Annotated in this window: 20 protein-coding genes; 4 read left to right on the top strand and 16 right to left on the bottom strand. The window is 50.6% G+C overall.

The features are described 5' to 3' along the window. Window positions 1-157: 157 nt before the first annotated feature. The 9 genes from hutH to R50912_RS05315 all read right to left on the bottom strand — a co-directional run bounded on the left by hutH (window position 158) and on the right by R50912_RS05315 (window position 10,656). Window positions 158-1,702: a histidine ammonia-lyase gene (gene hutH / locus R50912_RS05355; RefSeq protein WP_042232995.1), complete on the bottom strand. Its 1,545-nt coding sequence runs from the start codon at window positions 1,700-1,702 to the stop codon at window positions 158-160. Between the two features lie 310 nt (window positions 1,703-2,012). Continuing rightward, a complete protein-coding gene (gene msrA / locus R50912_RS05350) occupies window positions 2,013-2,990 on the bottom strand; it encodes a peptide-methionine (S)-S-oxide reductase MsrA (RefSeq protein ID WP_042232993.1) in 978 nt (325 codons plus the stop codon). 174 nt (window positions 2,991-3,164) lie between these two features. Next, the gene (locus R50912_RS05345; protein ID WP_042232991.1) at window positions 3,165-3,539 is read right to left on the bottom strand and encodes a hypothetical protein; all 375 of its coding nucleotides are present in this window, start codon (window positions 3,537-3,539) and stop codon (window positions 3,165-3,167) included. A 159-nt stretch (window positions 3,540-3,698) separates the two neighbouring features. Continuing rightward, complete coding sequence (locus tag R50912_RS05340; RefSeq protein WP_042232989.1) at window positions 3,699-3,953, bottom strand: hypothetical protein; 255 nt, start codon at window positions 3,951-3,953, stop codon at window positions 3,699-3,701. A gap of 318 nt (window positions 3,954-4,271) precedes the next feature. Next, on the bottom strand, window positions 4,272-6,269 hold the full coding sequence (locus R50912_RS05335; protein ID WP_042232988.1) for a glycoside hydrolase family 31 protein: 1,998 nt from the start codon (window positions 6,267-6,269) through the stop codon (window positions 4,272-4,274). Between the two features lie 36 nt (window positions 6,270-6,305). After that, window positions 6,306-7,235, bottom strand: coding sequence for an AraC family transcriptional regulator (locus tag R50912_RS05330; protein ID WP_042232986.1), 930 nt, complete (start codon window positions 7,233-7,235; stop codon window positions 6,306-6,308). Window positions 7,236-7,283: 48 nt separating this feature from the next. After that, window positions 7,284-8,162 carry a carbohydrate ABC transporter permease gene (locus R50912_RS05325; protein WP_042241626.1) on the bottom strand — a complete coding sequence of 293 codons (879 nt, stop codon included), beginning with the start codon at window positions 8,160-8,162 and terminating at the stop codon, window positions 7,284-7,286. Window positions 8,163-8,225: 63 nt separating this feature from the next. After that, complete coding sequence (locus R50912_RS05320; protein WP_442950503.1) at window positions 8,226-9,179, bottom strand: ABC transporter permease; 954 nt, start codon at window positions 9,177-9,179, stop codon at window positions 8,226-8,228. Between the two features lie 25 nt (window positions 9,180-9,204). Continuing rightward, window positions 9,205-10,656, bottom strand: coding sequence for a type 2 periplasmic-binding domain-containing protein (locus R50912_RS05315; RefSeq protein WP_231637778.1), 1,452 nt, complete (start codon window positions 10,654-10,656; stop codon window positions 9,205-9,207). Between the two features lie 482 nt (window positions 10,657-11,138). Here R50912_RS05315 and R50912_RS05310 point away from each other — a divergent pair, with 482 nt between their 5' ends. The 3 genes from R50912_RS05310 (at window position 11,139) to R50912_RS05300 (ending at window position 14,153) form a co-directional block, all read left to right on the top strand. Beyond that, window positions 11,139-11,678 (top strand): hypothetical protein, encoded by a 540-nt coding sequence (locus R50912_RS05310; protein ID WP_231637777.1) that lies wholly within the window; start codon window positions 11,139-11,141, stop codon window positions 11,676-11,678. Between the two features lie 2 nt (window positions 11,679-11,680). Beyond that, window positions 11,681-12,982, top strand: coding sequence for an ammonium transporter (locus R50912_RS05305; protein WP_442950502.1), 1,302 nt, complete (start codon window positions 11,681-11,683; stop codon window positions 12,980-12,982). Window positions 12,983-13,175: 193 nt separating this feature from the next. Beyond that, a complete protein-coding gene (locus R50912_RS05300) occupies window positions 13,176-14,153 on the top strand; it encodes a tRNA dihydrouridine synthase (protein ID WP_042232984.1) in 978 nt (325 codons plus the stop codon). Window positions 14,154-14,338: 185 nt separating this feature from the next. On the opposite strand, the gene groL is transcribed toward R50912_RS05300, so the two are convergent. The 7 genes from groL to R50912_RS05265 form a co-directional block, all read right to left on the bottom strand. Continuing rightward, a complete protein-coding gene (groL, locus tag R50912_RS05295; protein ID WP_039302101.1) occupies window positions 14,339-15,967 on the bottom strand; it encodes a chaperonin GroEL in 1,629 nt (542 codons plus the stop codon). A gap of 204 nt (window positions 15,968-16,171) precedes the next feature. Next, window positions 16,172-16,453: a co-chaperone GroES gene (gene groES / locus R50912_RS05290; protein ID WP_039302104.1), complete on the bottom strand. Its 282-nt coding sequence runs from the start codon at window positions 16,451-16,453 to the stop codon at window positions 16,172-16,174. A 323-nt stretch (window positions 16,454-16,776) separates the two neighbouring features. Then, window positions 16,777-17,541 carry a twin-arginine translocase subunit TatC gene (tatC, locus tag R50912_RS05285; RefSeq protein ID WP_039302107.1) on the bottom strand — a complete coding sequence of 255 codons (765 nt, stop codon included), beginning with the start codon at window positions 17,539-17,541 and terminating at the stop codon, window positions 16,777-16,779. 115 nt (window positions 17,542-17,656) lie between these two features. Further along, on the bottom strand, window positions 17,657-17,899 hold the full coding sequence (gene tatA / locus R50912_RS05280) for a twin-arginine translocase TatA/TatE family subunit (protein ID WP_042232982.1): 243 nt from the start codon (window positions 17,897-17,899) through the stop codon (window positions 17,657-17,659). 128 nt (window positions 17,900-18,027) lie between these two features. Beyond that, entirely contained in the window at window positions 18,028-18,513 is a 486-nt protein-coding gene (locus R50912_RS05275; protein WP_039302112.1) for a MogA/MoaB family molybdenum cofactor biosynthesis protein, read from the bottom strand. 90 nt (window positions 18,514-18,603) lie between these two features. Beyond that, window positions 18,604-19,080 carry a cyclic pyranopterin monophosphate synthase MoaC gene (moaC, locus tag R50912_RS05270; protein ID WP_039302115.1) on the bottom strand — a complete coding sequence of 159 codons (477 nt, stop codon included), beginning with the start codon at window positions 19,078-19,080 and terminating at the stop codon, window positions 18,604-18,606. Continuing rightward, on the bottom strand, window positions 19,071-19,730 hold the full coding sequence (locus tag R50912_RS05265) for a 5-formyltetrahydrofolate cyclo-ligase (RefSeq protein ID WP_042232980.1): 660 nt from the start codon (window positions 19,728-19,730) through the stop codon (window positions 19,071-19,073). Before R50912_RS05265 ends, moaC begins: the two co-directional genes overlap by 10 nt. Window positions 19,731-20,039: 309 nt before the next feature. Here R50912_RS05265 and R50912_RS05260 point away from each other — a divergent pair, with 309 nt between their 5' ends. Next, the gene (locus R50912_RS05260) at window positions 20,040-21,995 is read left to right on the top strand and encodes an ABC-F family ATP-binding cassette domain-containing protein (RefSeq protein ID WP_042232978.1); all 1,956 of its coding nucleotides are present in this window, start codon (window positions 20,040-20,042) and stop codon (window positions 21,993-21,995) included. Window positions 21,996-22,153: the final 158 nt, after the last annotated feature.

The following is a 22,153-nucleotide window of genomic DNA, read 5'->3' as shown; positions in this document are numbered from 1 at the left end:
TTGAACACGCTGATCATGCCGGAAACCCGGTGACTACTTATGCTGGAGATAACTCCCCTTCCAGCGGGAAACTTTCATACGTGCTGGTTTGATTAAAAATCTTGTGCAAAATACAACATTCCCTTCATCAAAATCGGCCGTAATCGGTTGCCCTTGATCAGGAATGAAACGGAACCAGTGCGAACAGCTCCTCCAGTACATCAGCTTCCTTCATCCACTCGGCGATGGTGGCGAAATCACCGGACAGCACCCGGTCACCATCCACGAACGGGACCTGCTCGCGGCAGCGGTCATACAGCCATTTCGTGCCCGCCCCGAGCAGCTCCGGCCCCCGGAAGTCAATGGCCTGCGCCCCGCAGAGCAGCTCGATCGCCAGCACCGCATAGGCATTATCGACGATCTGCTTCGCCTTCCGGGCGCCGATCGTGCCCATGCTTACATGATCCTCCTGATTGCCGGAGGAGGGGATCGAATCCACACTGGCCGGATGAGCCAGTGATTTATTCTCGGACACCACAGACGCCGCCGCATACTGGGCGATCATGAACCCGGACTGCAGCCCTCCGTTCTTCGTCAGGAACGGGGGCAGTCCCTCGTTCAGCTGCGGATTGACCAGCCGCTCGATCCGCCGCTCGGCAATATCCGCCAGCTCCGCCGCGCTGATGGACAGATGATCCATCGGCAGCGCAACCGGCTGCCCGTGGAAATTCCCGCCTGAGATCACCTTGTCTTCATCCGCGAAGATCAGCGGATTGTCTGTGGCCGAGTTGATCTCAATCTCCAGCTTCTCTGCGATGTAAGCCAGCGCATCACGGCTTGCGCCGTGAACCTGCGGCGCGCAGCGCAGCGAATAGGCGTCCTGCACCCGCACTTCTCCCTGGCCGGTCATCAGCTTGCTGCCGTCCGTCAGATTGCGGATGTTGTCGGCTACCTGCCGCTGGCCCTTATGCGGACGAACTGCATGTGTCGCCGGGTCGAACGCATCACGGACCGCCCGCAGCGCCTCACAGCTGAGTGCGGCTGTGCAGTCCGCCCAGTTGGCCAGATTCAGCGCATCCCAGCAGGCCAGCGTGCCGACAGCGGTCATCACCTGTGTTCCGTTGATCAGGGCCAGCCCTTCCTTGGCTGCAAGAACAATTGGCGCAAGCCCCGCTTTGGCCAGCGCCTGAGCACCGGGCATCCGTATACTCTGATAATAAGCTTCGCCTTCGCCGATCAGAACCAGTACCATATGCGACAAAGGGGCAAGGTCACCGCTTGCGCCCAGGGAGCCTTTTTCAGGAATCACCGGAATGACGCCCCGGTTAAGCATCTCCACCATCAGCCGGATCACCTCCAGACGGATGCCGGAATAACCAAGGGATAAGGCGTTTATCCGCAGCAGCAAGATTGCGCGCACGATCTCCTCCGGGAACGGCTCGCCAATTCCGCAGCAGTGGCTGCGGATCAGATTAAGCTGCAGCTGCTTCGTGTCCTCCGGCGAGATGCACGTATCACTGAATTTGCCGAAGCCGGTCGTGAGGCCGTACACTACTTTTTTCTCCAACAGGAGCTTCTCTACATATTTGCGGCTACGGTCCACCTTGCGGCAGCTCTCCACGCCCAGGTCCACCATCCGATGATACCGGGCCACCTTAATAACTTCCTCAATAGTTAATGTATTGCCGTGGATCATGACGGTTTGATTGTCTATTTGGAGCATACGCCTCACCTGCTTCCCGGGTAATAGAAAAAGCCCATACCCTAATAGAGGTACCGGCTTCTATATCACTAATCACTAAATTACGGCTTATTCTGTTTCAGGCTGCTTCTTCACAATCGGGAATGCGACTTAATACAACATTGATTCCGCGAATAAAAGAGTCCTCCGGCTCATCACGTTATATAATATGCCTTACACTCGCTAATCATGAATAATCCTCGTTAAAAACAAGTTAGGGCAGTCCCCCACATCCGGGAGCCTGCCCTAATACATATGATATACAGTCCTGAAGCCAGCCTTCAATCCGGGGTTATCCTTGGCTCTCCCGCTCAAATAGCTCTAAATACCGCCCAAGCCCTTTCTCCGCAAGCTCATTCTTCGGAATAAAACGCAGTGCGGCGGAATTCACCCGGTAATGCAGCTTCGCCGGCTCCGGGCCATCGTAGGATAAATCCCCCAGATAAGCCCCGCTCAGCCTGCTGCGCAGGACCGTCCGCACTTCGCCGCTGCCGTAGTCTGCTTCTCGGCGGATCAGCCCCTCTTCCACCGGCCTGGTGAATCCGGGCCAGCCGGTGCCAGCATCGAATTTGTCAGTGGAGCTGAATAGCGGATCACCGCTGATAATATCGGCGTAGATCCCTTCCCCGAAGTGGTTCCAATACTCGTTCTGATACGGCGGCTCCATGGCCTTCCTCTGCGATACTTCATATTGCAGCTCTGTCAGCTGATTCAGCAGCTGCTTCTTATCTTCCCGGCTGTTCCAGTGCAGCTCCGTGAAATCATCACGGCCTGAACCCTTCTGGTACAGCTTATAGTCGAGCGGATGAGTTCTATAATAATGCTGATGCTCCGCTTCCGCCGGATAGAAGGCTGCTGCCGGCAGAATTTCCGTCACAATCGGTGCTTTGAACCGTTTGCTGGCCTGAAGCGCCGCCTTCGACAGCTCCGCCTTCTGCCGCTGCTCTTCGCTGTGTACAAAAATCGCCGCCTCGTACGCACGCCCCCGGTCCATAAATTGCCCGCCGCCGTCTGTCGGATCAATCAGCTGCCAATAAATGTCCAGCAGTCGTTCATAAGGGAAACGTTCCGGGTCAAAGGTGATCTGCACCACCTCCCTATGCCCTGTAGCCTCTCTTCCTAATGCCTCATAGGTAGGGTTCTCCGTATGTCCTCCCGTGTAACCGGATACCACCGAGACTATACCCGGCAGCTCGTCGAACGGCTTGACCATACACCAGAAGCAGCCGCCGGCGAAGGTGGCCACCTGGAGTGTATTTTTAGTAGTCAAACAGACCGCCTCCTTGTACTCTTTTCCCCTATTATATATGAATTTCCTTGTTCACGAGAGCAGAATACGCTGTGAATGCTGTATACTTCCCCGGGAGATCCCGTCCGTTGGCCAGCTCGTCCTGCACCAGAATAGCTTTGAGGTGAATCAGCACCTCTCTGGGCCAATTCAGGCCTATTTGAGTCTGCTTGATTGGCTTGAACGGGCACGGGTCCTTTCTTCACGCCGGTTGGAATCCCATAGCTCCTTATGCATCCAGCCTGAGAATACGAGCATTATAAGGGTCAGAATCAGGACATATTCCCTCATGATGTCCGATAGGCTGCCGTCTGTATTATATCCGAGAATGATGTTCAGCCGTCCCCACAACAAATTGAGACATAGCAGTGCTACAGCCCCGTAGGTAACCCATACACTCCGGAGATACAAATTATACGTCCGCAAGGCGCCTCGTCCCATAAAATATCTGCGGTAACGGATAACATAAGCAGTAAAAGCCATAAAGGCTATCGTTTCCAGTGTGATTAGTGTCAAGTCAACAATTTCCATGCAGATCATCTCCCCTTCTACCTAAGCCGGTACGGTGCAGATCAATGAGTTTCTCCAGATCATTGGATTCGTACGCTTCCTGAATTTTGCCCAAGGTATCTATCTCATGCTCCACACGGCAGGGCTTTACCTCGTGTTTTCTGAATATATCGAGGAGCTTCACTTGTTGACGACCTCCTCATCTTTAGGTTTTTTCTCCGCATGGCCTCTCTCGATTAGCAGCTTCACGAGCGTACGGTTATATTCATTCAACTGCTTTTCGTTCTCTTCATCACGTTTCTGGTAATTCTGAATCACTTTCTCTTTGTTCGCAATTTGCTTAATACTCCAGATTAATGCAGTAGATAACAGGACATTTAGCACGACCGAACCATTGTTATTCACAAAAAGGCCAGTCAATGCACTGAAATCCATGGATAGTCCCCCCGTTCCTATAATGAAATCTGAATTCTGTCATCAGAAATGAATGCGCCCTTTACCCCCTGTCCACTTTTTCGCCACAAGCCATTGCTACCGCTCCAACCACAACACCCTCATAGTAATCTACTCTTTCAAATGCAATTCTGATTGGGTAGAGCAGTATATTGTTAAAAAAGCTGGGTACATAAAATAAAAAAAAGCAGTTCATCCCCAAGCGGAATGACTGCTTTTTCAGATCACACTAAAGTTCATTCGTCATAACGGTGAATATTTGCACTTCTGCCACTGCCCGCCCCAGATTTCTTATCCTCCCTATATCATACCCACTAATTCTTCCCAGGCGCCATTCTTCAAAAAGACCGGAATGATCTCAAGCGGGGCTGCGGCTTCAAGGGTCTGCCCGCCTGCATACACGCTCCCGCTGTGAAGCTCCGTCCATCGGGCCCCGGCAGGCAGGTAGACACTGCGCCTTGAAGCTCCCTCCTCCAGCACGGGGGCCACCAGCATATCCGGTCCGAACATATATTGGTCCTCCAGCTCCCAGCAGGTCTCCTCCTGAGGGAAGTCGTAGAACATAGGCCGGATAACAGGTGATCCCTTCTCATGAGCCTCCTGCATCAGGCTGCGGGTATAAGGGCGCATGGCTTCACGAAGATTCATATACTTCACGAGAACCGGATAGACCTCCTCCCCGAAGCTCCACACCTCATTGTCGTTTCCGGTGAACAGGGCTTCCGAGCCGTCTTGGCGGTATACCTTCTCTGTTGTCTGACGGTCACCGTGCAGACGCATTACGGGACAGAAGGCTCCGTACTGGAACCAGCGCACCAGCAGCTCCCGGAAGCTCTCATTGCCAGGGTCTCCGCCGCTAAAGCCGCCAATATCTGTAGTCCACCACGGAATGCCTGCGATCCCCATATTCAATCCCGCACACAGCTGCCGCCGAAAATCAGTCCACGAGCTATGGATGTCGCCGGACCAGACCAGTGCACCGTAGCGCTGGCTTCCTGCCCACGCACAGCGAACAAGATTAACCACATTCCGCTGTCCTTCAGCTATCATCCCGTCGTAGAAGGTACGGGAGAACAGCTGGGGATATATGTTGCCGACCTGCACATTGGGTCCCATCCGGTAGCGGTAATTATCAAAATCATATACCCCGTATTCCGGCTCCGCCTCATCGAGCCAGAAGAGTTGAATCCCGCTGTCATAGTAATTTTCTTTGCACTTCTTCCAGACATAACGGCGCGCTTCGGGATTGGTCGCATCATAGAATACGCTCTCACCGCCAAAACGCATACAGATATTAACCCCCATTTCAGGTTTGACCAGAAGGTTCTTCTGGCGCATCTCCTCGAAATTCTCACTCTGCAGGTCAATCTGCGGCCACACCGATACCATTAACTCAATGCCTAGTTGCTTGAGCTCCTCCACCATCGCCTTCGGATCAGGGAAGAATTCCTCCTCGAAGCGGAAATCCCCCATTTTGGGCCAATGGAAAAAGTCGCATACAATCACATCAATCGGCAGGCTGCGGCGTTTATACTCACGGGCCACTTCCAGGAGCTGTTCCTGGTTCCAGTACCGCAACTTGCACTGCCAGAACCCAAGCCCATATTCAGGCATCATCGGCACAAATCCGGTAACGCTTGCATAATTAGCCTCAATGTCAGCCGGTGCATCTCCTGCAGTAATCCAATAATCCAGCTGTTTCGTGCTTTCCGCCACCCATTCCGTGACATTCTTGCCGAAGCTGACCCGGCCGACAGCCGGATTATGCCACAGCAACCCGTATCCCAGACTCGACAGTACAAAAGGAACACTGGCCTGCGAATTCCGGTGTGCAAGCTCAAGATTGCAGTACTTAATATTCAGAATATCCTGCTGGTATTGCCCCATTCCGTATAGCTTCTCGGCTGCGTTCGATTCAAAGCTTGCAGTCAAGCGGAAATCGCCTCCGATGATAGGCTTGAACTTACGGGCAGAAAGATTCAGACTGCCATGGTTGTCTAATTCCTCCAGAAGCAGTGTTCCCTCTTGATTATAAAAGCTGATCCGGCAATTCTTGAACCAGCTGTGATACCGCAGAATGGCCTTAAGCTTACCATGACGGATGGAGGCTTCATGCCCGTTGATGACAATCTCCACTTCTTCATTATCCTGCGCCAGCAGCGCATAATCCGTGTCAAGAATATCTCCCATCATCGCACTGCGTACGCGAAGACTGTCCTTGCCCCATGCCTCCAGGCATAACGTCTCCCCGTTTCCCTGCCAAATCAGCCGATTGTCTGAACTCTGAAAAATATCCATATTCCCTCCAGTTCCCTCCAAGCTTTCAACTGCACTCTAATTCCGAATTGAATTCCGGTAATCCATCGGCCGGCAGCCATACATTTTCTTGAACGTCTCCGTGAATCGGTTGACATTGCTGAAGCCTGTCATTTCGGCAATCTCCATGATTTTTTTATCCGTCGTCTCCATCAGACCAACGGCTTCCGATATCCGGTATTCATTCAGAAACTCCAGGGGAGTAAGATCAAATTGCTTCTTCATAAAGCGGCAGAAGTAAGACGGGCTCATATTGACCTGCCGCGCCATTTCTGTAAGTGTGATCCGTTTGCTGTAATTCTGCTGGACATAGGCCAGCGTTTTTTTGGCCAAGAGGGAGCTGTTGCCCCCGCGTGACTGTCCGGGCAACGCTGGTCTGCTGAACTCGGCAGCACACTTCTCCAGACGGTACAATACCTCAAACAGCTTGGCCTTAACCAGCATCTCAAAGGCGTGAGGCTCCTGCTGGTAAATATCACATACTTCCTCCAATAGAGGAATAAGACGAAGTTCTGCCTCCATTTCGCGCATGATCAAGACGGGATAGCGACTGTTGTTCAGGAACAAGGGAAGAATATATTGCTGTTGAATCTGATCATTCTCCAGACTGGAGAGAAAATTGAAGTGTACCAGCACCGCATAAAAAACGATCTCCTCCTGCTGCAGCCGGATCGCGGAATGCAGCAGGTTCGGCTGAATAAAGACAATTTCCCCGCTCTGAACAACAAACTTCTCCTGCCCGACGTGAAACTTTGCAGAGCCTTTGACCATAACGAGCAGTTCCAGTTCCTCATGCCAATGTGAATACAGCACAAGATTGTTCATCGGATGCACCTTTGTCATATGCGCACTCATGCGGAACTCCCTGCTGCCATGCGTCAGTATTTCCTTCATATCCCGTGATACCGGTACACCTTTGAAAGCCGGCAGTTCAAGACTTTTTTTCATATAAGCCTCCCTCCCGGATTGAAAAAAGCAGCCCTTCACATTTCTGACTTAGCCCTTCACGGCGCCGATCATTACACCTTTTTCAAAATATTTTTGAATAAACGGATAGATCATCAGCACCGGAACCGTGGAAACGATGATTACAGCGTATTTAATCTGATCCGCAAACTGCTGGGCATAGCTGCCGGCTCCCGCCCCGGCGCCTGACCCTGCTCCGCCTGCAAAGGCCTGATTAGACAGCAGAATGTTGCGCAAAATAATCTGCAGAGGCTGAAGACTATCGGTATTAATATAGAGCAGCGCGTTAAAGAAGTCATTCCAGTGTCCCACCATATAATAGAGTGTGATCACGGAAATCACCGCTTTGGACAGTGGAATCACAACAGAGATAAAATAGCGAAAATGTGAGCATCCGTCCAGTGTAGCCGCCTCGTAAAGCTCTTCCGGGATTGAGCTTTCAAAGAAAGTTCTTGTAATAATGAGATTGAAAACACTTATTGCCCCGTTAATGATCATTACCCAAGGGGTGTTCAGCAGATGCAGGTCACGGATAAGCAGATACGTGGGAATCATCCCGCCGCCAAAATACATGGTAAACACAAAGAGCGGCATAATCACCCGGCGGGCCTTGAACTTCCGGTGAGCCAGCGCGTAAGCAGCCGGCAGCGTAACCAGCAGATTCAGAATAGTGCCAAGCACCGTGTAGACAATCGTGTTGAAATACCCCTGCCATATGCGGGTATCCTTAAAAATCTGTTCATAGCCGTAAAAATTAATATCCTTCGGCCAGAGAATAACCTTCCCCTGGCTGACCATTGTCGAATTGCTGACTGAAGCGATGATGATAAAATACAACGGATACGCTACCATCAAAAATGCGGCAATACTCACAAGCACAACAATCAGTGTATACAATCTGTCTGCCATGCCGCCCGAATAGACCGTATGTTGCGAATGAGAGGCTTGTCTGCTTGACATCCCATCCCCTCCTTACATTAGACTGATGTTAGAAGATTTTTTGGCCAGCGAGTTGGCCAATATTAAGAACATGAAATTAATGACTGTATTAAACAATCCCACAGCCGATCCGAAGCTGAACTGATTGGACTTCACCCCTACGTTAAATACATAAGTAGAGATAACCTCAGATACCGATTTGTTGAGACTGTTCTGCATGAGAAAGGTTTTCTCAAAGCCGACGCTCAGAATGTTCCCCATATTCATAATCAGCAAAATAATAATGGTCGGCAGGATTGCCGGAATCTCCACATGCCAGACGGTTTGCCAGCGGTTCGCGCCATCAATCCGGGCGGCATCATACAGCTGTGAATCTACCGAAGACAGTGCTGCAATGAAGATAATGCTGTTCCAGCCGCAGGTCTGCCAGATGGCAGAGATGACATAGACGGGCACGAACGACCCTGGATCGCCTATGAGATTAGTATCCGCCGGGAGCAAATGCAGTGTTTTGAGCAAACCGTCGATAAGCCCTGTTGTAGGGGAGAGCATGATCTGCAGCAACGCTACAAGGACAACGGTGGAGATGAAGTAGGGCATATACACGGTAGTCTGCAGCACACGCTTACGCTTATTGCTTCGGATTGAATTAACAACCAGCGCCAGCAGGATAGGCATAGGGAAGCCAAACAAGATAGAGACAAACGCGATGACAAAAGTATTCCTCAGCGTAGGCCAGAACATGGGACTGTTGAAATACTGCTCAAAATACTTAAATCCGACCCAATCGCCACCTGTCAGCCCTTTGCTGAAATCAAAATCCCGAAAGGCAAGCTGAATTCCGTACATGGGACCATAGCAGAAAATAGCAATGTAAATAATAGCCGGAAGAACCATAATCCACAGCTGATACTGTCCTCCCAGCTTCTGCAGCCAGCTCTTCCCTTGAAGGGTGTGCTGCGATCCGTTTAGTTGTGCCTGCTTCATAACAAGCTCCCCTTCCATGAGGTTTCTATTTCAAGGTCGAGAGGTATTCCTCGTAAGCTTTTTGACGGATCTGCAGATTCTGTTCAAGACCGGAGCTGTTGACACTTGCCACGTAGGCGTCCCACTCGCTCTCGATATTTGCCTTCGTTGTCAGCCAGTTGGCCCATTTTTGATCGGTGATATTATTGATGTTCGCCTGATTCATGGCCAGTGTATTCGTGTCTTCCGTACTGTATTTCATAAATGTCTGCGGGTAGATATTTGTTTTCGGATCTGCCTTGTTAAGCAGCTCCGTATAAATGTCTTTCTCTTTCAGTACACTTTGCATATCCGTGCCCAGCTTCAAATTGTCCTTCAGTTCATCGGCAATATACATCGGGCCGTTATCCGCGAACGAGTTCGTCCATTTCCAAGAGCCCGGGTCAAGCGAAGAATCTGCAGGCGGCAGAACCTGATACGTCCCGTCCCCGTTATCCTTAATTCCCTTGTCCGTATCGTTCATTCCGCCAAACAACACTTGCATACTGACCGTCGGATCATAGAAAGCGTCGATGAACCGCATGGCGGCATCCTTCTTTTTGGAGCTGGCGCTTATGGAAACGGCATTGGCTCCATAGTTCTGGAAGTAGTAGTCATTGCTCCAGTACAGCTCATTGGTGGAATCTGCATGCTCCTTGAGCTGCGAGAGTGAAATGTACTGATCCTTCAGTTCATTGCCGAAACGGTCACCCGTTTCCCAGCCCCAGGTGAAGCCCACTTTGGCTGTAGTCCCGTTGCCCCGGGCCAGTGACTGGAATTTCGAGTAGTCCTGCGTAACGGCTTCCTTGTTGATCAGGTTCTGGCCGTACAGCTTCTGGAGGAATTGCATCAAGGTCTTGAAGCGCTCATCCACATAGAAATTCTTGACTTGGGCGTCTTCTGTGAAATACCCGTCACCGGCACTGTTGGACAAAGGCAGACCCAGGCTGCCCAGCAGCAGCTTCGGAGTGAAATCCCACCCGATCGGGTTGAAGTCCATCGGTACCTCATCCGTCTTGTCGCCATTCTGATTCGGGTCCCCGTCCCGGAAAGCAATCAGCACCTGCTCAAGCTCATCCCAGGTGGCTGGCACCTTGAGGCCAAGATTGTCAAGCCAGGTCTTGTTGATAAACATGGTGGCTGTGGAGCCGGGCCAGATCCCCTTATATCTTGGGGTACCATAGATTTTCCCGTCCATCTGCGTGGCAAGCGCTTTCAATTCAGGATGTTCGCTGAACATCTTTTGTATATTGGGGGCTTCCTTTTCAATCAGTGGCCCCATATCCTCAAATAATCCGTTAAACTGGACAAAATCTGAATTTTGGGTAGCATTAAACAACAAATCCGGTATTTCCCCGCTTGCAAAAAGCGCACTTTTCTTCTGATCCCAGTCTGCAGAGATTTGCTGCCACTCAATATCTACATTTGCCTTCTCCTCCAAATCCATGAGCCACTTCATTTGAGTAACGTCCTTGGTCAGGGAATGCTTTACAATGATAGCCTTCAACTTTGTTTTTTCTGCGGGTGAGTTTGTGCCGGTATTCGTTGAATCCGGACTATTCTCCTTGCTGCAACCCGCCAATACCGCCCCAATCAAGCAACCTGTCATTAAGACGGCAAGGAGTTTCTTCGTTGTCACTACACATACCCCCTAATTGTAATTAATCAACTTACTATGCTTAAGGGCAAGGCCCTGTCTGCCAAAAAAATTCCAACAATTAATACATTAAATAGATTAATTATTAATTAAAGCGTTATCATAATTATAGATGCTCTTCTTGTACTGTGTCTCACCGTATATTACCTTTTAATCATCGTATTTTGACCCTTTTGGCTGTGGCCTGTCTCAATGAGGAGGATCTGTTTGCTTCCGGATAAGAAGCCACAGAAGTGTAAACTAGCCGGAAGAAGGGCAGTTCATCATAAGGGGGCCCGTCCATCATGAAATTAATCCTGTTCGGGGAATCGACGAATAATGACCAAATTCTTGTTTCAACCATTGAAAAACCTGTTGACTTGTATTTGCATTGTCCCTATAATCAGTCTATGACTTTTCATGTAAGGAGATCTGACATGATTATTGTGGATGAAGTATACCAAAATGTTGTATATCATCTGACTAGCGAGGAAATAAAGGACCTCATTGAACGCCTCAAGGTCAGGAAAGAAGAAGAAATCGAGGGAATTAAGAGTAAAATCAATAAATATGAACAAAAAAGGCGGGCAGAAGAGGCAATGTACCAATCCCTCTCCCCCATCCGGAAATGGTTTGCAGGGCATCCGGCGAGCCATCACACAGCCGTAGAATATATTGTTCATGTCAAAGAGCGGTTCAAACAAATAGACCGCATTAAAAGAGACATCCAAGAATTGAATCAGGTCTTGCTGCTGCTCGCTTCTCGCCCGGCTACAGAAGAGATTCCGCTGTCACCTGAAATCATAAGAGAGATCAAATCCATTAGGGGCATGGAGGCATTATAGAAATGAATGTGACGCTGGAATCGCTTGGCGGAGGTGTAGATACGATTTGGGTCGTATTGAGCGCCGCTATGATTTTGCTGATGGAGGGCGGTTTCGCTCTGCTGGAGGCCGGTTTTGTACGATATAAAAACAGTGTGAACATTATTATGAAAGTGTTCGCAGATATTACTATTGGAACGCTGATTTTTTATATTTTTGGATTTGGGCTAATGTACGGCAAAGATGCCGGCGGTTTAGTAGGCACCAACGGATTTATGCTTGGCGGTGATCTCTCCCATCTTCATTTCACCATCTCGATGGATACCTTCTGGCTTTTCCAGGCGGCTTTTACCATTGCCGTTATCTCCATCGTATCAGGTGCGGTTGCTGAACGAATCAATTTCCGCGCTTATCTGCTGTACATCATATTAATGACCGGCCTGATCTATCCTCTAGGCGGTCACTGGGCCTGGGGCGGCGGCTGGCTTAGCCAGTTAGGCCTGCAGGACTTCGCTGGTTCAGCTGTTATTCATGCCCTGGGCGGATTCTCGGCACTGGCGGCGGCTATGGTGATCGGCCCCAGAAAGGGCAAGTTCAATGAGGCCGGGAATAGCACCGTTGCTCTTCCGAGCAACCTGCCGCTCGCTTCAGTGGGTGCCTTCCTGCTCTGGTTCGGCTGGTTCGGCTTCAATGCAGGCAGCACCTTAAGTGCTACCGATGTCCGGATCGGGCATATCGCTATTACCACGATGCTGTCGGCGGCGGCGGGCGGCGGGATCACCCTGATCTACACCTTATTCCGTTACCAGCGTTCAGATGCACCTTCCGTCATTAACGGTTCGCTCGCCGGTCTGGTCGGGATTACCGCCGGCTGTGCGTTTGTCAGTGACGGTGCAGCCATCCTGATTGGCGCCGTCTCCGGACTGCTTATGATGGCGGCTGCCAACTGGCTGGAAGCCCGCCGTATCGATGATCCCGTCGGCGCCTTTCCGGTGCATGCCGTATCCGGCGCTTGGGGAACTGTGGCTGTAGGTTTGTTCGCTACCGATGGCGGACTGCTCTATGGCGGAGGCTGGCACCAGCTCGGGGTGCAGCTCCTTGGTCTTGTCACATTGGCAGTCTGGGGGTTCGCAACCACCTGGTGCGGGCTGAAGCTGATCGGTAAGCTGGTTCAGGTACGGTCCAGTGAGGAAGAGGAAGACATTGGCCTAGATATCAGTTATCACGGCATGATCGCCGCGCACCGTTCAGCCGAATTTATTGAACTTGAAGATCATTATCTGGCGGATGACGACATGGATTCCCGCAATAATACAAGAAGATAAGGGTACATCGCTCTCTGCACCACCAAACCCCAAATATTGTGGACACAAACAACGCCCTTTCACTTTCCAACAGGAATGCGAAAGGACGTTTTGTTTTGTGCATCAAACGAAAAATAATGATACTATGTTATGATGGGTAAAAGACTTTGCTATAGATTCTATCGATTTATATGTTGCAACAGGAGAAGATCATATGAGTAACGAACCAAATTTTTGGCTTGATTTACCAAAACCGTTTTTTATATTAGCACCCATGGAAGACGTCACAGATATTGTATTTCGTCACGTCATTAGTGAAGCTGCAACACCTGACGTATTTTTCACGGAATTCACAAGTACAGAAAATTATTGTCACCCTGTTGGAAAAGAAAATGTAGGGGGACGATTAATGTTCACAGATGATGAGCAACCGATTGTCGCTCATATTTGGGGCAATAAACCTGCACTTTTTGAGCAGATGAGTATTGATATGCAAAAACTTGGTTTTCGTGGTATCGATATAAACATGGGATGCCCAGCACAAAATGCCGCAACCAGTGGAAAAGGGGCTGGATTAATAAAGCATCCTGAAGTTGCAGCAGAAATTATTCAAGCTGCAAAAGCAGGTGGATTGCCGGTTAGTGTTAAAACAAGATTGGGGTACTCTAAAATTGATGAGTGGCGCGATTGGTTAGGACATATATTGAAACAAGATATTGCGAATCTTTCCATTCACCTTCGTACCAAAAAAGAGATGAGTAAAGTAGCTGCACACTGGGAACTAATTCCTGAAATAAAACAATTGCGCGATGAGATTGCTCCACATACGTTGTTAACCATTAATGGAGATATTCCGGACCGCGCAACAGGATTACAATTAGTAGAACAATACGGCGTTGATGGTGTCATGATTGGCCGCGGTATTTTCACCAATCCCTTTGCTTTTGAGAAAGAATCTAAAGAACATAGCGCGAAGGATTTTCTCAATTTACTTCTTTTACAGTTGGATCTTCACGATAAATATTCAACAGAAACCCTGCCACGTTCATTTAGACCCCTTCTTCGCTATTTCAAAATCTATGCTCGTGGATTTAGAGGCGCAGGCGAACTAAGAGACCAATTAATGGATACCACGTCAACAGACGAAGTACGTCGTTTAGTAAAACCTCTTTTAGATCAGGAATTAGCTTGAAGCATACATGCTTATCAAAAATAATGAGAGACCTCCCAGAAGTTCAATGAACTCCTGAAAGGTCTCTCATTTTTTGCACTATGTGGTCCTGATTACCGCAGGGAGCGTTATTCTGCTCCATCGGCGATGAAATCTACCGCTTATACGCGGTCGCTCATCATCGAATTACTTCGATAATGATTTGATTACATCATGCCGCCCATACCGCCCATGCCGCCCATATCAGGCATTCCGCCCTTTTCCGGTTCTGGCTTGTCAGCGATAACAGCTTCAGTGGTCAGGAACATTGCAGCTACGGAAGCCGCGTTCTGCAGAGCATAACGGGTTACTTTCGCAGGGTCAACGATACCCGCTTCGAACATGTTTACCCACTCATCGGTAGCAGCGTTATAGCCGATACCTACAGCTTCTTTTTTCAGACGGTCCACGATAACGGAACCTTCCTGGCCTGCGTTAGCAGCGATGGTGCGAACAGGTTCTTCCAGTGCGCGCAGCACGAGGTTAACGCCGGTTCTTTCGTCGCCTTCAGCTACTACAGCAGCAACAGCAGCATATACGTTCACAAGAGCAGTACCCCCACCGGATACGATACCTTCTTCAACCGCAGCGCGGGTTGCGTTCAGGGCATCTTCGATGCGGAGCTTGCGCTCTTTAAGTTCAGTTTCAGTAGCAGCACCGACTTTGACAACGGCTACGCCGCCAGCCAATTTAGCCAGACGCTCCTGCAGTTTTTCTTTGTCGAACTCGGAAGTCGTTTCTTCCAGCTGGGAGCGGATTTGGCTTACACGTGCATTGATATCCGCTTTGTCGCCGCTTCCGTCTACGATTGTCGTGTTTTCTTTGGTTACGCGCACTTGGCGTGCGTTACCCAGTTGCTCGATGGAAGTGCTTTTCAGATCCAGTCCAAGCTTCTCAGTGATCACTTGGCCGCCTGTCAGAGCAGCGATATCCTGCAGCATAGCTTCACGGCGGTCGCCGAATCCAGGAGCTTTAACAGCTACAGCATTGAACGTTCCGCGCAGCTTGTTCACGATCAGCATTGCCTGAGCTTCGCCTTCGATATCTTCAGCGATAATAACCAGCGGACGCGCCTGTTGAACGATCTTCTCCAGCAAAGGAAGAATTTCCTGAGTGCTGCTGATCTTCTTGTCAGTGATCAGGATGTACGGGTTCTCCAGAACAGCTTCCATTTTGTCCGTATCTGTAATCATGTACGGGGAAATGTAACCGCGGTCGAACTGCATACCTTCTACCACTTCAAGCTCAGTCAGGAATCCGCGGGATTCTTCAACGGTGATAACGCCGTCTTTGCCGACTTTTTCCATAGCTTCAGCAATCAGTTGGCCTACTTCTTCGTCAGCAGCAGAGATAGCAGCTACTTGGGCGATAGACTGGGAATCTTCGATAGGCTTGGAAATTCTCTGCAGTTCAAGAACAGCAGCTTTAACCGCTTTGTCGATCCCTTTACGCATAACCATAGGGTTAGCGCCTGCAGTAACGTTCTTCAGACCTTCGCGGATCATGGCTTGAGCCAGAACTGTTGCAGTTGTAGTACCGTCACCGGCTACATCGTTAGTCTTGGTAGCAACTTCTTTAACAAGCTGCGCGCCCATGTTCTCGAATGCATCTTCAAGCTCGATTTCTTTGGCGATAGTAACACCATCATTAGTGATCAGCGGGCTGCCGAATTTCTTCTCAAGCACCACGTTACGGCCTTTAGGTCCGAGTGTAACTTTAACCGCATTTGCCAAAGCATCAACTCCGCGCAGCATAGCGCGGCGGGCATCTTCACTGAATTTAATTTCTTTTGCCATTGTGTTGTTAACCTCCTAAATTTTTGTCAGGAATACTTCGGTGATTCAGCTGTGTACAAAAATGACTTCGAAAGCATACGCTAAGTTTTGTGTAGCATTCGCTTCATTGATTTCACTTCGTACAAAACTCGCTTCGAAAGCATAAACTTAAGTTTTGTGTTATATAAGTAATCGGGGTCTAACTTATGAAAGGCTCTAAGCAGACTAGTCAAGAATCGCGTGAATGTCGCTTTCTTTCATAATCAGATATTCTTTGCCTTCGTATTTGATTTCAGTTCCGGCATATTTCGAGAAAAGCACACGGTCGCCTTCTTTAACTTCCAGCGCTACACGAACTCCGTCTTTCAAAGCTCCGCTGCCTACAGCGATGATAGTGCCTTCTTGGGGTTTCTCCTTGGAAGAGTCCGGAAGCACAATCCCGAAAGAAGTGGTTTGCTCTTGCTCGCTTGGTTCTACCAATACGCGTTCACCTAGTGGTTTAATCATGAAAAAATAGCCTCCTTTGAAATTATGTTGTTTACCTTGAAAACATAGATTGAACTGCCGGGAATCTTAGCGGTCCTTATGGCAATGTTGAGAATCAGCATAATTAAATGCCGTTTCGCCGGCCCATTCCCTATTTTCCACAGCGTTAGCACTCAACTGCTTGCAGTGCTAACAACAATTTTTATGATACTCAACTTGAAGACGGATTTCAAGTCCTTTTACGTAAAATCGTATTTGTTTTGGGGAAAATTATGGTTTCGGGGGTTGTCCGGCACACACTCTCTTACATTCTATCCACCAGGGGGCAAAATATGCCCCCTCCATTACTCCGCCTTAATATAACGTGCTTCCCGCTGCGCATCCTCCGCCAACTGCCTCCTGTAAACGAACGCAGACAGAAATACACTGAATTCATACAGCACCAGAAGCGGAATCGTCACCAGAAAATCCGAGATGAAATCGGGCGGTGTGATCACCACAGCAATAAATACAAGTGCAAAATATGCATACCGCCGCATCCGGCGCAGGCGCAGCGGATTGAGCACTCTCAGCTTGGTCAGGAACATGACAATCAGCGGCAGCTCGAAGAGCAAGGCCAGCGGGATCACCAGACTGAACAGGAAATTGAAATATTCGGCTATGCCGTATGTCTCCTCAAGTCCCATGCTGCGTGTAATCGAGATCGTAAAGGACAAGGCCATAGGAAATACGATGTAATAGGCAAAGGCTATGCCCAGAATAAACAGAACGAACACATACGGCACATAACGCAGCGCTGCGCTGCGTTCAACAGGCCGGAGGCCCGGGCTGATAAAGGCCCACAGCTGAAAGACAATAAACGGCACGGAGAACGCCAGTGACACGGCCATGGCAATCTTCATGTACATGCCGATCCCGTCCCAGAAAGAGAAGGCATGCAGCACGAATCCCTGGGCAGGGTCAGCACTGATAAGATACAAATAGATCGGTTTGGCAACGAACAACCCGAGTACAAGTCCGGCTGCAAATACAATCAGCACGTAGATAAGCCGTCTGCGCAGCTCAGTCAGATGATCGACCAAAGACATTTCTTCCGCTTCCAGAGACATGACTGACACCACCCGAAATGACATATAAAATGGCTATATAGATTAGAGAAAAAAGGAGCGCCGCCCCAGTCTGAAGCAGACCTGGGAAAGACGCCCCTGCGTAAGTGGATGGAAATTATTCCGGCAGACGGCGGTCCTGCGGAAGTTCTGCTGCTACAGTCTGCGGAGCCGGGGGAGCAGGCACTTCACTCTTCCGGGCCGATTCCGGTTCATTAATGATCTCCCGCGCCCCGTCCTTGAATTCACGGAAGGTACGTCCGACTGCCCGCCCAAGCTCAGGAAGCTTATTCGGGCCAAAGAGCAGGAGCGCCAAGATAACCAACAGAATAATTCCGGGTGCACCAATACCATTTAGCATTACCATTTCCTCCCATCACTCTATCCGTTCATGATATCGTTAACGATAAATTAATAATACCATAACTTATATCACACATCCATCGTCTAGAGTGACGAATCATGCTGAAGTTACCGGAGCATGTGCTATTATTGGCGATATTGCCCGGTAACCATCAGCAAGGCTTCAGGCAGCTGATCCATAATAGCCGCCAGGTTCTCATGCACACCCTTAGGATTGCCGGGCAGATTGACAATTAATGTCCGGCCGCGGATGCCGCAGATTCCCCGGAACAACATCACCGCCCGGTTCTTCTGCATCACGGTGCTGCGCATCGCCTCGGAGAGTCCAGGGACTTCACGTTCAATGACACGCCGTGTAGCCTCCGGTGTAACATCGCGGATCGCCAGATCGGTTCCTCCGGTAGTCAGCACCAGATCCGCCTGGAAATAATCCGTCAGTTCAATCAATGCAGCAATAATCTCATCCTGCTCATCGGGTACGATCCGGTATTCTACAATCTCGCCTCCAAGCTCCTCTTCCACCAGTTCCCGAATAACCTGGGCGCTCGTGTCTTCCCGTTCGCCTCTGGCCCCTTTATCGCTGGCCGTCAGGATTGCTGTTTTCCACGCCATAGGTTGTCCCTCCCTCTCTATGTACTATGTAAGTCCGGCTGCTTGATACAGCCGCTGCCCGCACCTTCAGCGTAAATCTCATGCTGTTAGCTATTCTTCCTCCAGCGCGTAATCGCCATTCTTGCCGCCGCTCTTGGACACCAGCAGGGTAGGTCCGATAATCATATCCTTCTGCAGCGCCTTGCACATGTCGTATACGGTCAACGCCGCTGCTGAAACTGCAGTCAGCGCCTCCATCTCCACTCCGGTTTTGCCGGTAGTCTTGACGGTTGCTTCTATATATAGTTCATCTTTGCTGTTATCCGAGAAGCTGATATCCACCCCGGTAAGCGGCAGCGGATGGCACATCGGAATCCAGGCGGAGGTCTGCTTGGCAGCCATAATTCCCGCAACCTGGGCTACGGCGAGCACATCGCCCTTGCTGATTCTGCCCGCTTTAATGGCGGTAAGCGTCTCCGGGTCCATCTGCACCCGGCTTCGCGCCGCCGCTGTCCGGCTGGTGACTTCCTTCTCGCTCACATCCACCATGCGGGCTCTGCCCTGTTCATTGAAATGAGTTAACTCCATGTCTTCCTCTCCTTCCGGCAGTCCCAAATGCCGTTCTCCGTAATCAGCACATCCATTAAGGCATCATGCTCTTCCAGCGGCACTTCAGGCACCAGCTGCAGGCTAAAGGCCAGTCCCACCCACAGGGGCCTGGTGGCAGATTCAGGAAGCTCTGCTTCCCAGGCTGCCCGCAGGCGGTCATAGTAGCCCTGCCCATAGCCGAGCCGTCCACCGCGCAAGTCGAAGGCTAGGCCGGGTACGAATACGGCATCCGGCAGGCCGGATCTCTCACTCTTGCCGGCGTATAAGCCTGGTCCTGCTATTTCGGTTACGGGCTCCGGTATACCGTAAGCTCCCGGAGCAAGCTCTTCCCAGGACCGGACCTGATGAATGCTCAGGACTCCGCTCTCCCGGACGACCCTCGGAAGCAGCACTTCATGTCCTCTGGTCCAAGCCTCAGCCAGCAGTGGACGGCAATCCAGCTCGGAGCGGAACGGGGCATAGGCCAGTAGTGAATCCCTTTGCTCCTGAGAGAACCAGGTCAAGGCATGACTGCATACCAGAGCAGACAACCGGCCTCTCTGTTCCGCGGATAGTCCGTCCCGGAGAGCGGCCTTCCCGGCCCGCAGCTCACGCTTCCGGAGAGCAAGCCGCATGCTGCTGTCCTGCATAGGCAGCCGCCTCCTCTTCAACATATTCCTAGCTTATCATAGTTTGTAAGCTCAGTTTACCACTCTTCTCCCCGGTTCGCCAAGGCTATGGTATTTACATTGTTAGAAGAATGTTCTGCGCACTGTCTTTGTCCGCTCCGCCGTGAAATGCCGGGAGCCCGGACAGCTGATCTGCTGCCGTCAGGACCCTCGGGAATGATGCTGCCCCCTCGCGCGGCAAACCTTTTTCATGTAAACTATAGAATAAGATTATTACAAGCCGGGCGTAATGAGCCAAGGCGAATATGCAAGGGCGGAGGTTTCATCAGAATGCTTCTTCAAGCGACAGGAATTTCGAAATCATATGGAATACAAAGCGTGCTGGACGGCATCAGCCTGATGGTCAATGAGAAGGAAAGAGTCGGTCTGGTAGGCGTCAACGGGGCCGGCAAGTCCACCTTCCTGCAGATTCTCGCAGGCGAGATGTCGTATGACAGCGGGCAAATTCATAAATCCAAAGAAACTACTATAGGATATCTGGCCCAGAACAGCGGCCTGCAATCCGATAAAACCATTCAGGAAGAGATGCTCGCTGTTTTTGCGCCGCTGCTTGAGGCGGAGGCGGAGCTGCGGCAGCTGGAAACAGATATCGCTGATCCGGCGCTCGCGGAAGATCCGAAGCGTTATGAGGATCTGCTGGAGCGCTACGCCAGACGTTCAGACTGGTTCAAGGATCATGGCGGCTACGAGATGAACACGCGGATTCGCAGCGTCCTGCATGGGATGGGCTTCGGGGAATTTGCACCCGATACGCCGATCGCTACGCTCAGCGGCGGTCAGAAGACACGCCTGGCACTGGCGCGCATTCTGCTGCAGGCCCCTGATCTGCTAATGCTTGATGAGCCGACCAACCACCTGGACATCGAGACGCTCACCTGGCTGGAGGATTATCTGCGCGGATATCCCGGCGGTATCCTGGTGGTCTCCCATGACCGGTATTTCCTCGACCGTCTGGTCACGACCATAGTGGAAATTGAGCGGCATCAGTCCCGCAGATACACAGGCAATTACAGCCGCTATATGGAGCTGAAGGCTGCGGAATATGAGATCCGCATGAAGCAATATGAGAAGCAGCAGGACGAGATTTCGCGGATGGAGGATTTCGTACAACGCAATATTGTGCGGGCTTCCACCACCAAACGGGCACAGAGCCGGCGCAAGGCCCTCGACAAAATGGAGCGTATCGACCGGCCGCTGGGCGATCTGAAGAAGGCCAGCTTCTCCTTCGAGCCTGACTTTATGTCCGGTAAGGAAGTGCTGCAGGTCCGCGAGGTTGCAGTGGCTTTTAACGAAGGGGCTACCCCACTGTTCCGCAATGCTTCCTTTGAGCTTAGACGCGGCGAGACAGCAGCGCTGATCGGTCCGAACGGTATTGGCAAGTCCACGCTCCTGCAGTGCATGACCGGCACCCGTGAACCCTCCGCCGGAACGGTCAACTGGGGAACCAAGGTGAAGATCGCTTACTACGATCAGGAGCAGACGAGGCTGAATCCGCGCAACACCGTTCTGGAGGAGCTATGGAGTGAGTACCCGATGCTGGAGGAAGCACGGATCCGTACCATTCTCGGCAATTTCCTGTTCAGCGGCGAGGATGTCCTGAAGAGGGTTGCCGCACTCAGCGGCGGCGAGAAAGCACGGGTAGCGCTGTCCAAGCTGATGCTGCGCGGAGCTAACATGCTGATTCTCGATGAGCCTACCAATCATCTGGATCTGGTCAGCCGTGAGGTGCTGGAAGCGGCACTGATTGATTTTGAAGGCACATTGCTGTTCATTTCCCATGACCGTTATTTCCTGAACAAAATGGCTGAGCGGGTACTCGAGCTGCATCCTGACGGTATTGATCAGTATCTCGGTAACTATGACGACTATGTCGAGAAAAAAAGTGAACTAGAAGCCATTGCCGAGGAGGAAGCGGAGCTTGCCGCCGCCAAGTCCTCCCGGAATGCGGACAGAGAGGCTGCTGTTGCCGAGAAAGGGACCTCCCTCTCTTATGAAGCAGACAAACAGGCCAAGCGTGAGGAGCGCAACCGCCAGCGGAGAATCTCTGACCTTGAGGAGAATATCGCCAGGCTGGAGGAAGCCATCTCCGGGATTGAGCATGAAATGACCAAACCTGAGGTATATCAGGATTACCTGGCGCTTCAGGAGCATGAAAGTGATCTGAAGGACAAGAAACAGCAGCTGGCAGATTTATTTAGCGAATGGGAGCAACTGGCTGACGAATAATGTAAAGGCAGTAAAAAAATAAAATTCAACTGTTTCCGATTTGTTCATAAATAGTTATCCACAGCGCCATCCACAGTTTTCGTGCATAACTCTTGTTGAAAAATAGCCCTCCGGGGCTTTTTTTATGCGTAAAATCGCTATTCTCCTTGTCAAGGACT

The sequence above is a fragment of the Paenibacillus sp. FSL R5-0912 genome (assembly GCF_000758605.1).
Classification (GTDB): Bacteria; Bacillota; Bacilli; order Paenibacillales; family Paenibacillaceae; genus Paenibacillus_AQ.
The sequence above is the reverse complement of the archived record's forward strand: the minus strand, read 5'-3'. Positions and strand labels throughout refer to the sequence as shown.

What these genes read in the sequence shown, in the direction of transcription:
- R50912_RS05275 (WP_039302112.1), bottom strand. Translation starts at nt 18,513, where the DNA reads ATGGCGTGGAAAACAGCAATCCTGACGGCCAGCGATAAAGGGGCCAGA.
- tatC (WP_039302107.1), bottom strand. Translation starts at nt 17,541, where the DNA reads ATGTCTCTGGAAGCGGAAGAAATGTCTTTGGTCGATCATCTGACTGAG.
- R50912_RS05315 (WP_231637778.1), bottom strand. Translation starts at nt 10,656, where the DNA reads ATGAAGTGGCTCATGGATTTGGAGGAGAAGGCAAATGTAGATATTGAG.
- R50912_RS05320 (WP_442950503.1), bottom strand. Translation starts at nt 9,179, where the DNA reads ATGAAGCAGGCACAACTAAACGGATCGCAGCACACCCTTCAAGGGAAG.
- hutH (WP_042232995.1), bottom strand. Translation starts at nt 1,702, where the DNA reads ATGCTCCAAATAGACAATCAAACCGTCATGATCCACGGCAATACATTA.
- R50912_RS05265 (WP_042232980.1), bottom strand. Translation starts at nt 19,730, where the DNA reads ATGCAGGACAGCAGCATGCGGCTTGCTCTCCGGAAGCGTGAGCTGCGG.
- tatA (WP_042232982.1), bottom strand. Translation starts at nt 17,899, where the DNA reads ATGCTAAATGGTATTGGTGCACCCGGAATTATTCTGTTGGTTATCTTG.
- R50912_RS05310 (WP_231637777.1), top strand. Translation starts at nt 11,139, where the DNA reads ATGAAATTAATCCTGTTCGGGGAATCGACGAATAATGACCAAATTCTT.
- R50912_RS05305 (WP_442950502.1), top strand. Translation starts at nt 11,681, where the DNA reads ATGAATGTGACGCTGGAATCGCTTGGCGGAGGTGTAGATACGATTTGG.
- R50912_RS05330 (WP_042232986.1), bottom strand. Translation starts at nt 7,235, where the DNA reads ATGAAAAAAAGTCTTGAACTGCCGGCTTTCAAAGGTGTACCGGTATCA.
- R50912_RS05340 (WP_042232989.1), bottom strand. Translation starts at nt 3,953, where the DNA reads ATGGATTTCAGTGCATTGACTGGCCTTTTTGTGAATAACAATGGTTCG.
- R50912_RS05300 (WP_042232984.1), top strand. Translation starts at nt 13,176, where the DNA reads ATGAGTAACGAACCAAATTTTTGGCTTGATTTACCAAAACCGTTTTTT.
- groL (WP_039302101.1), bottom strand. Translation starts at nt 15,967, where the DNA reads ATGGCAAAAGAAATTAAATTCAGTGAAGATGCCCGCCGCGCTATGCTG.
- moaC (WP_039302115.1), bottom strand. Translation starts at nt 19,080, where the DNA reads ATGGAGTTAACTCATTTCAATGAACAGGGCAGAGCCCGCATGGTGGAT.
- R50912_RS05325 (WP_042241626.1), bottom strand. Translation starts at nt 8,162, where the DNA reads ATGGCAGACAGATTGTATACACTGATTGTTGTGCTTGTGAGTATTGCC.
- groES (WP_039302104.1), bottom strand. Translation starts at nt 16,453, where the DNA reads ATGATTAAACCACTAGGTGAACGCGTATTGGTAGAACCAAGCGAGCAA.
- R50912_RS05345 (WP_042232991.1), bottom strand. Translation starts at nt 3,539, where the DNA reads ATGGAAATTGTTGACTTGACACTAATCACACTGGAAACGATAGCCTTT.
- R50912_RS05335 (WP_042232988.1), bottom strand. Translation starts at nt 6,269, where the DNA reads ATGGATATTTTTCAGAGTTCAGACAATCGGCTGATTTGGCAGGGAAAC.
- R50912_RS05260 (WP_042232978.1), top strand. Translation starts at nt 20,040, where the DNA reads ATGCTTCTTCAAGCGACAGGAATTTCGAAATCATATGGAATACAAAGC.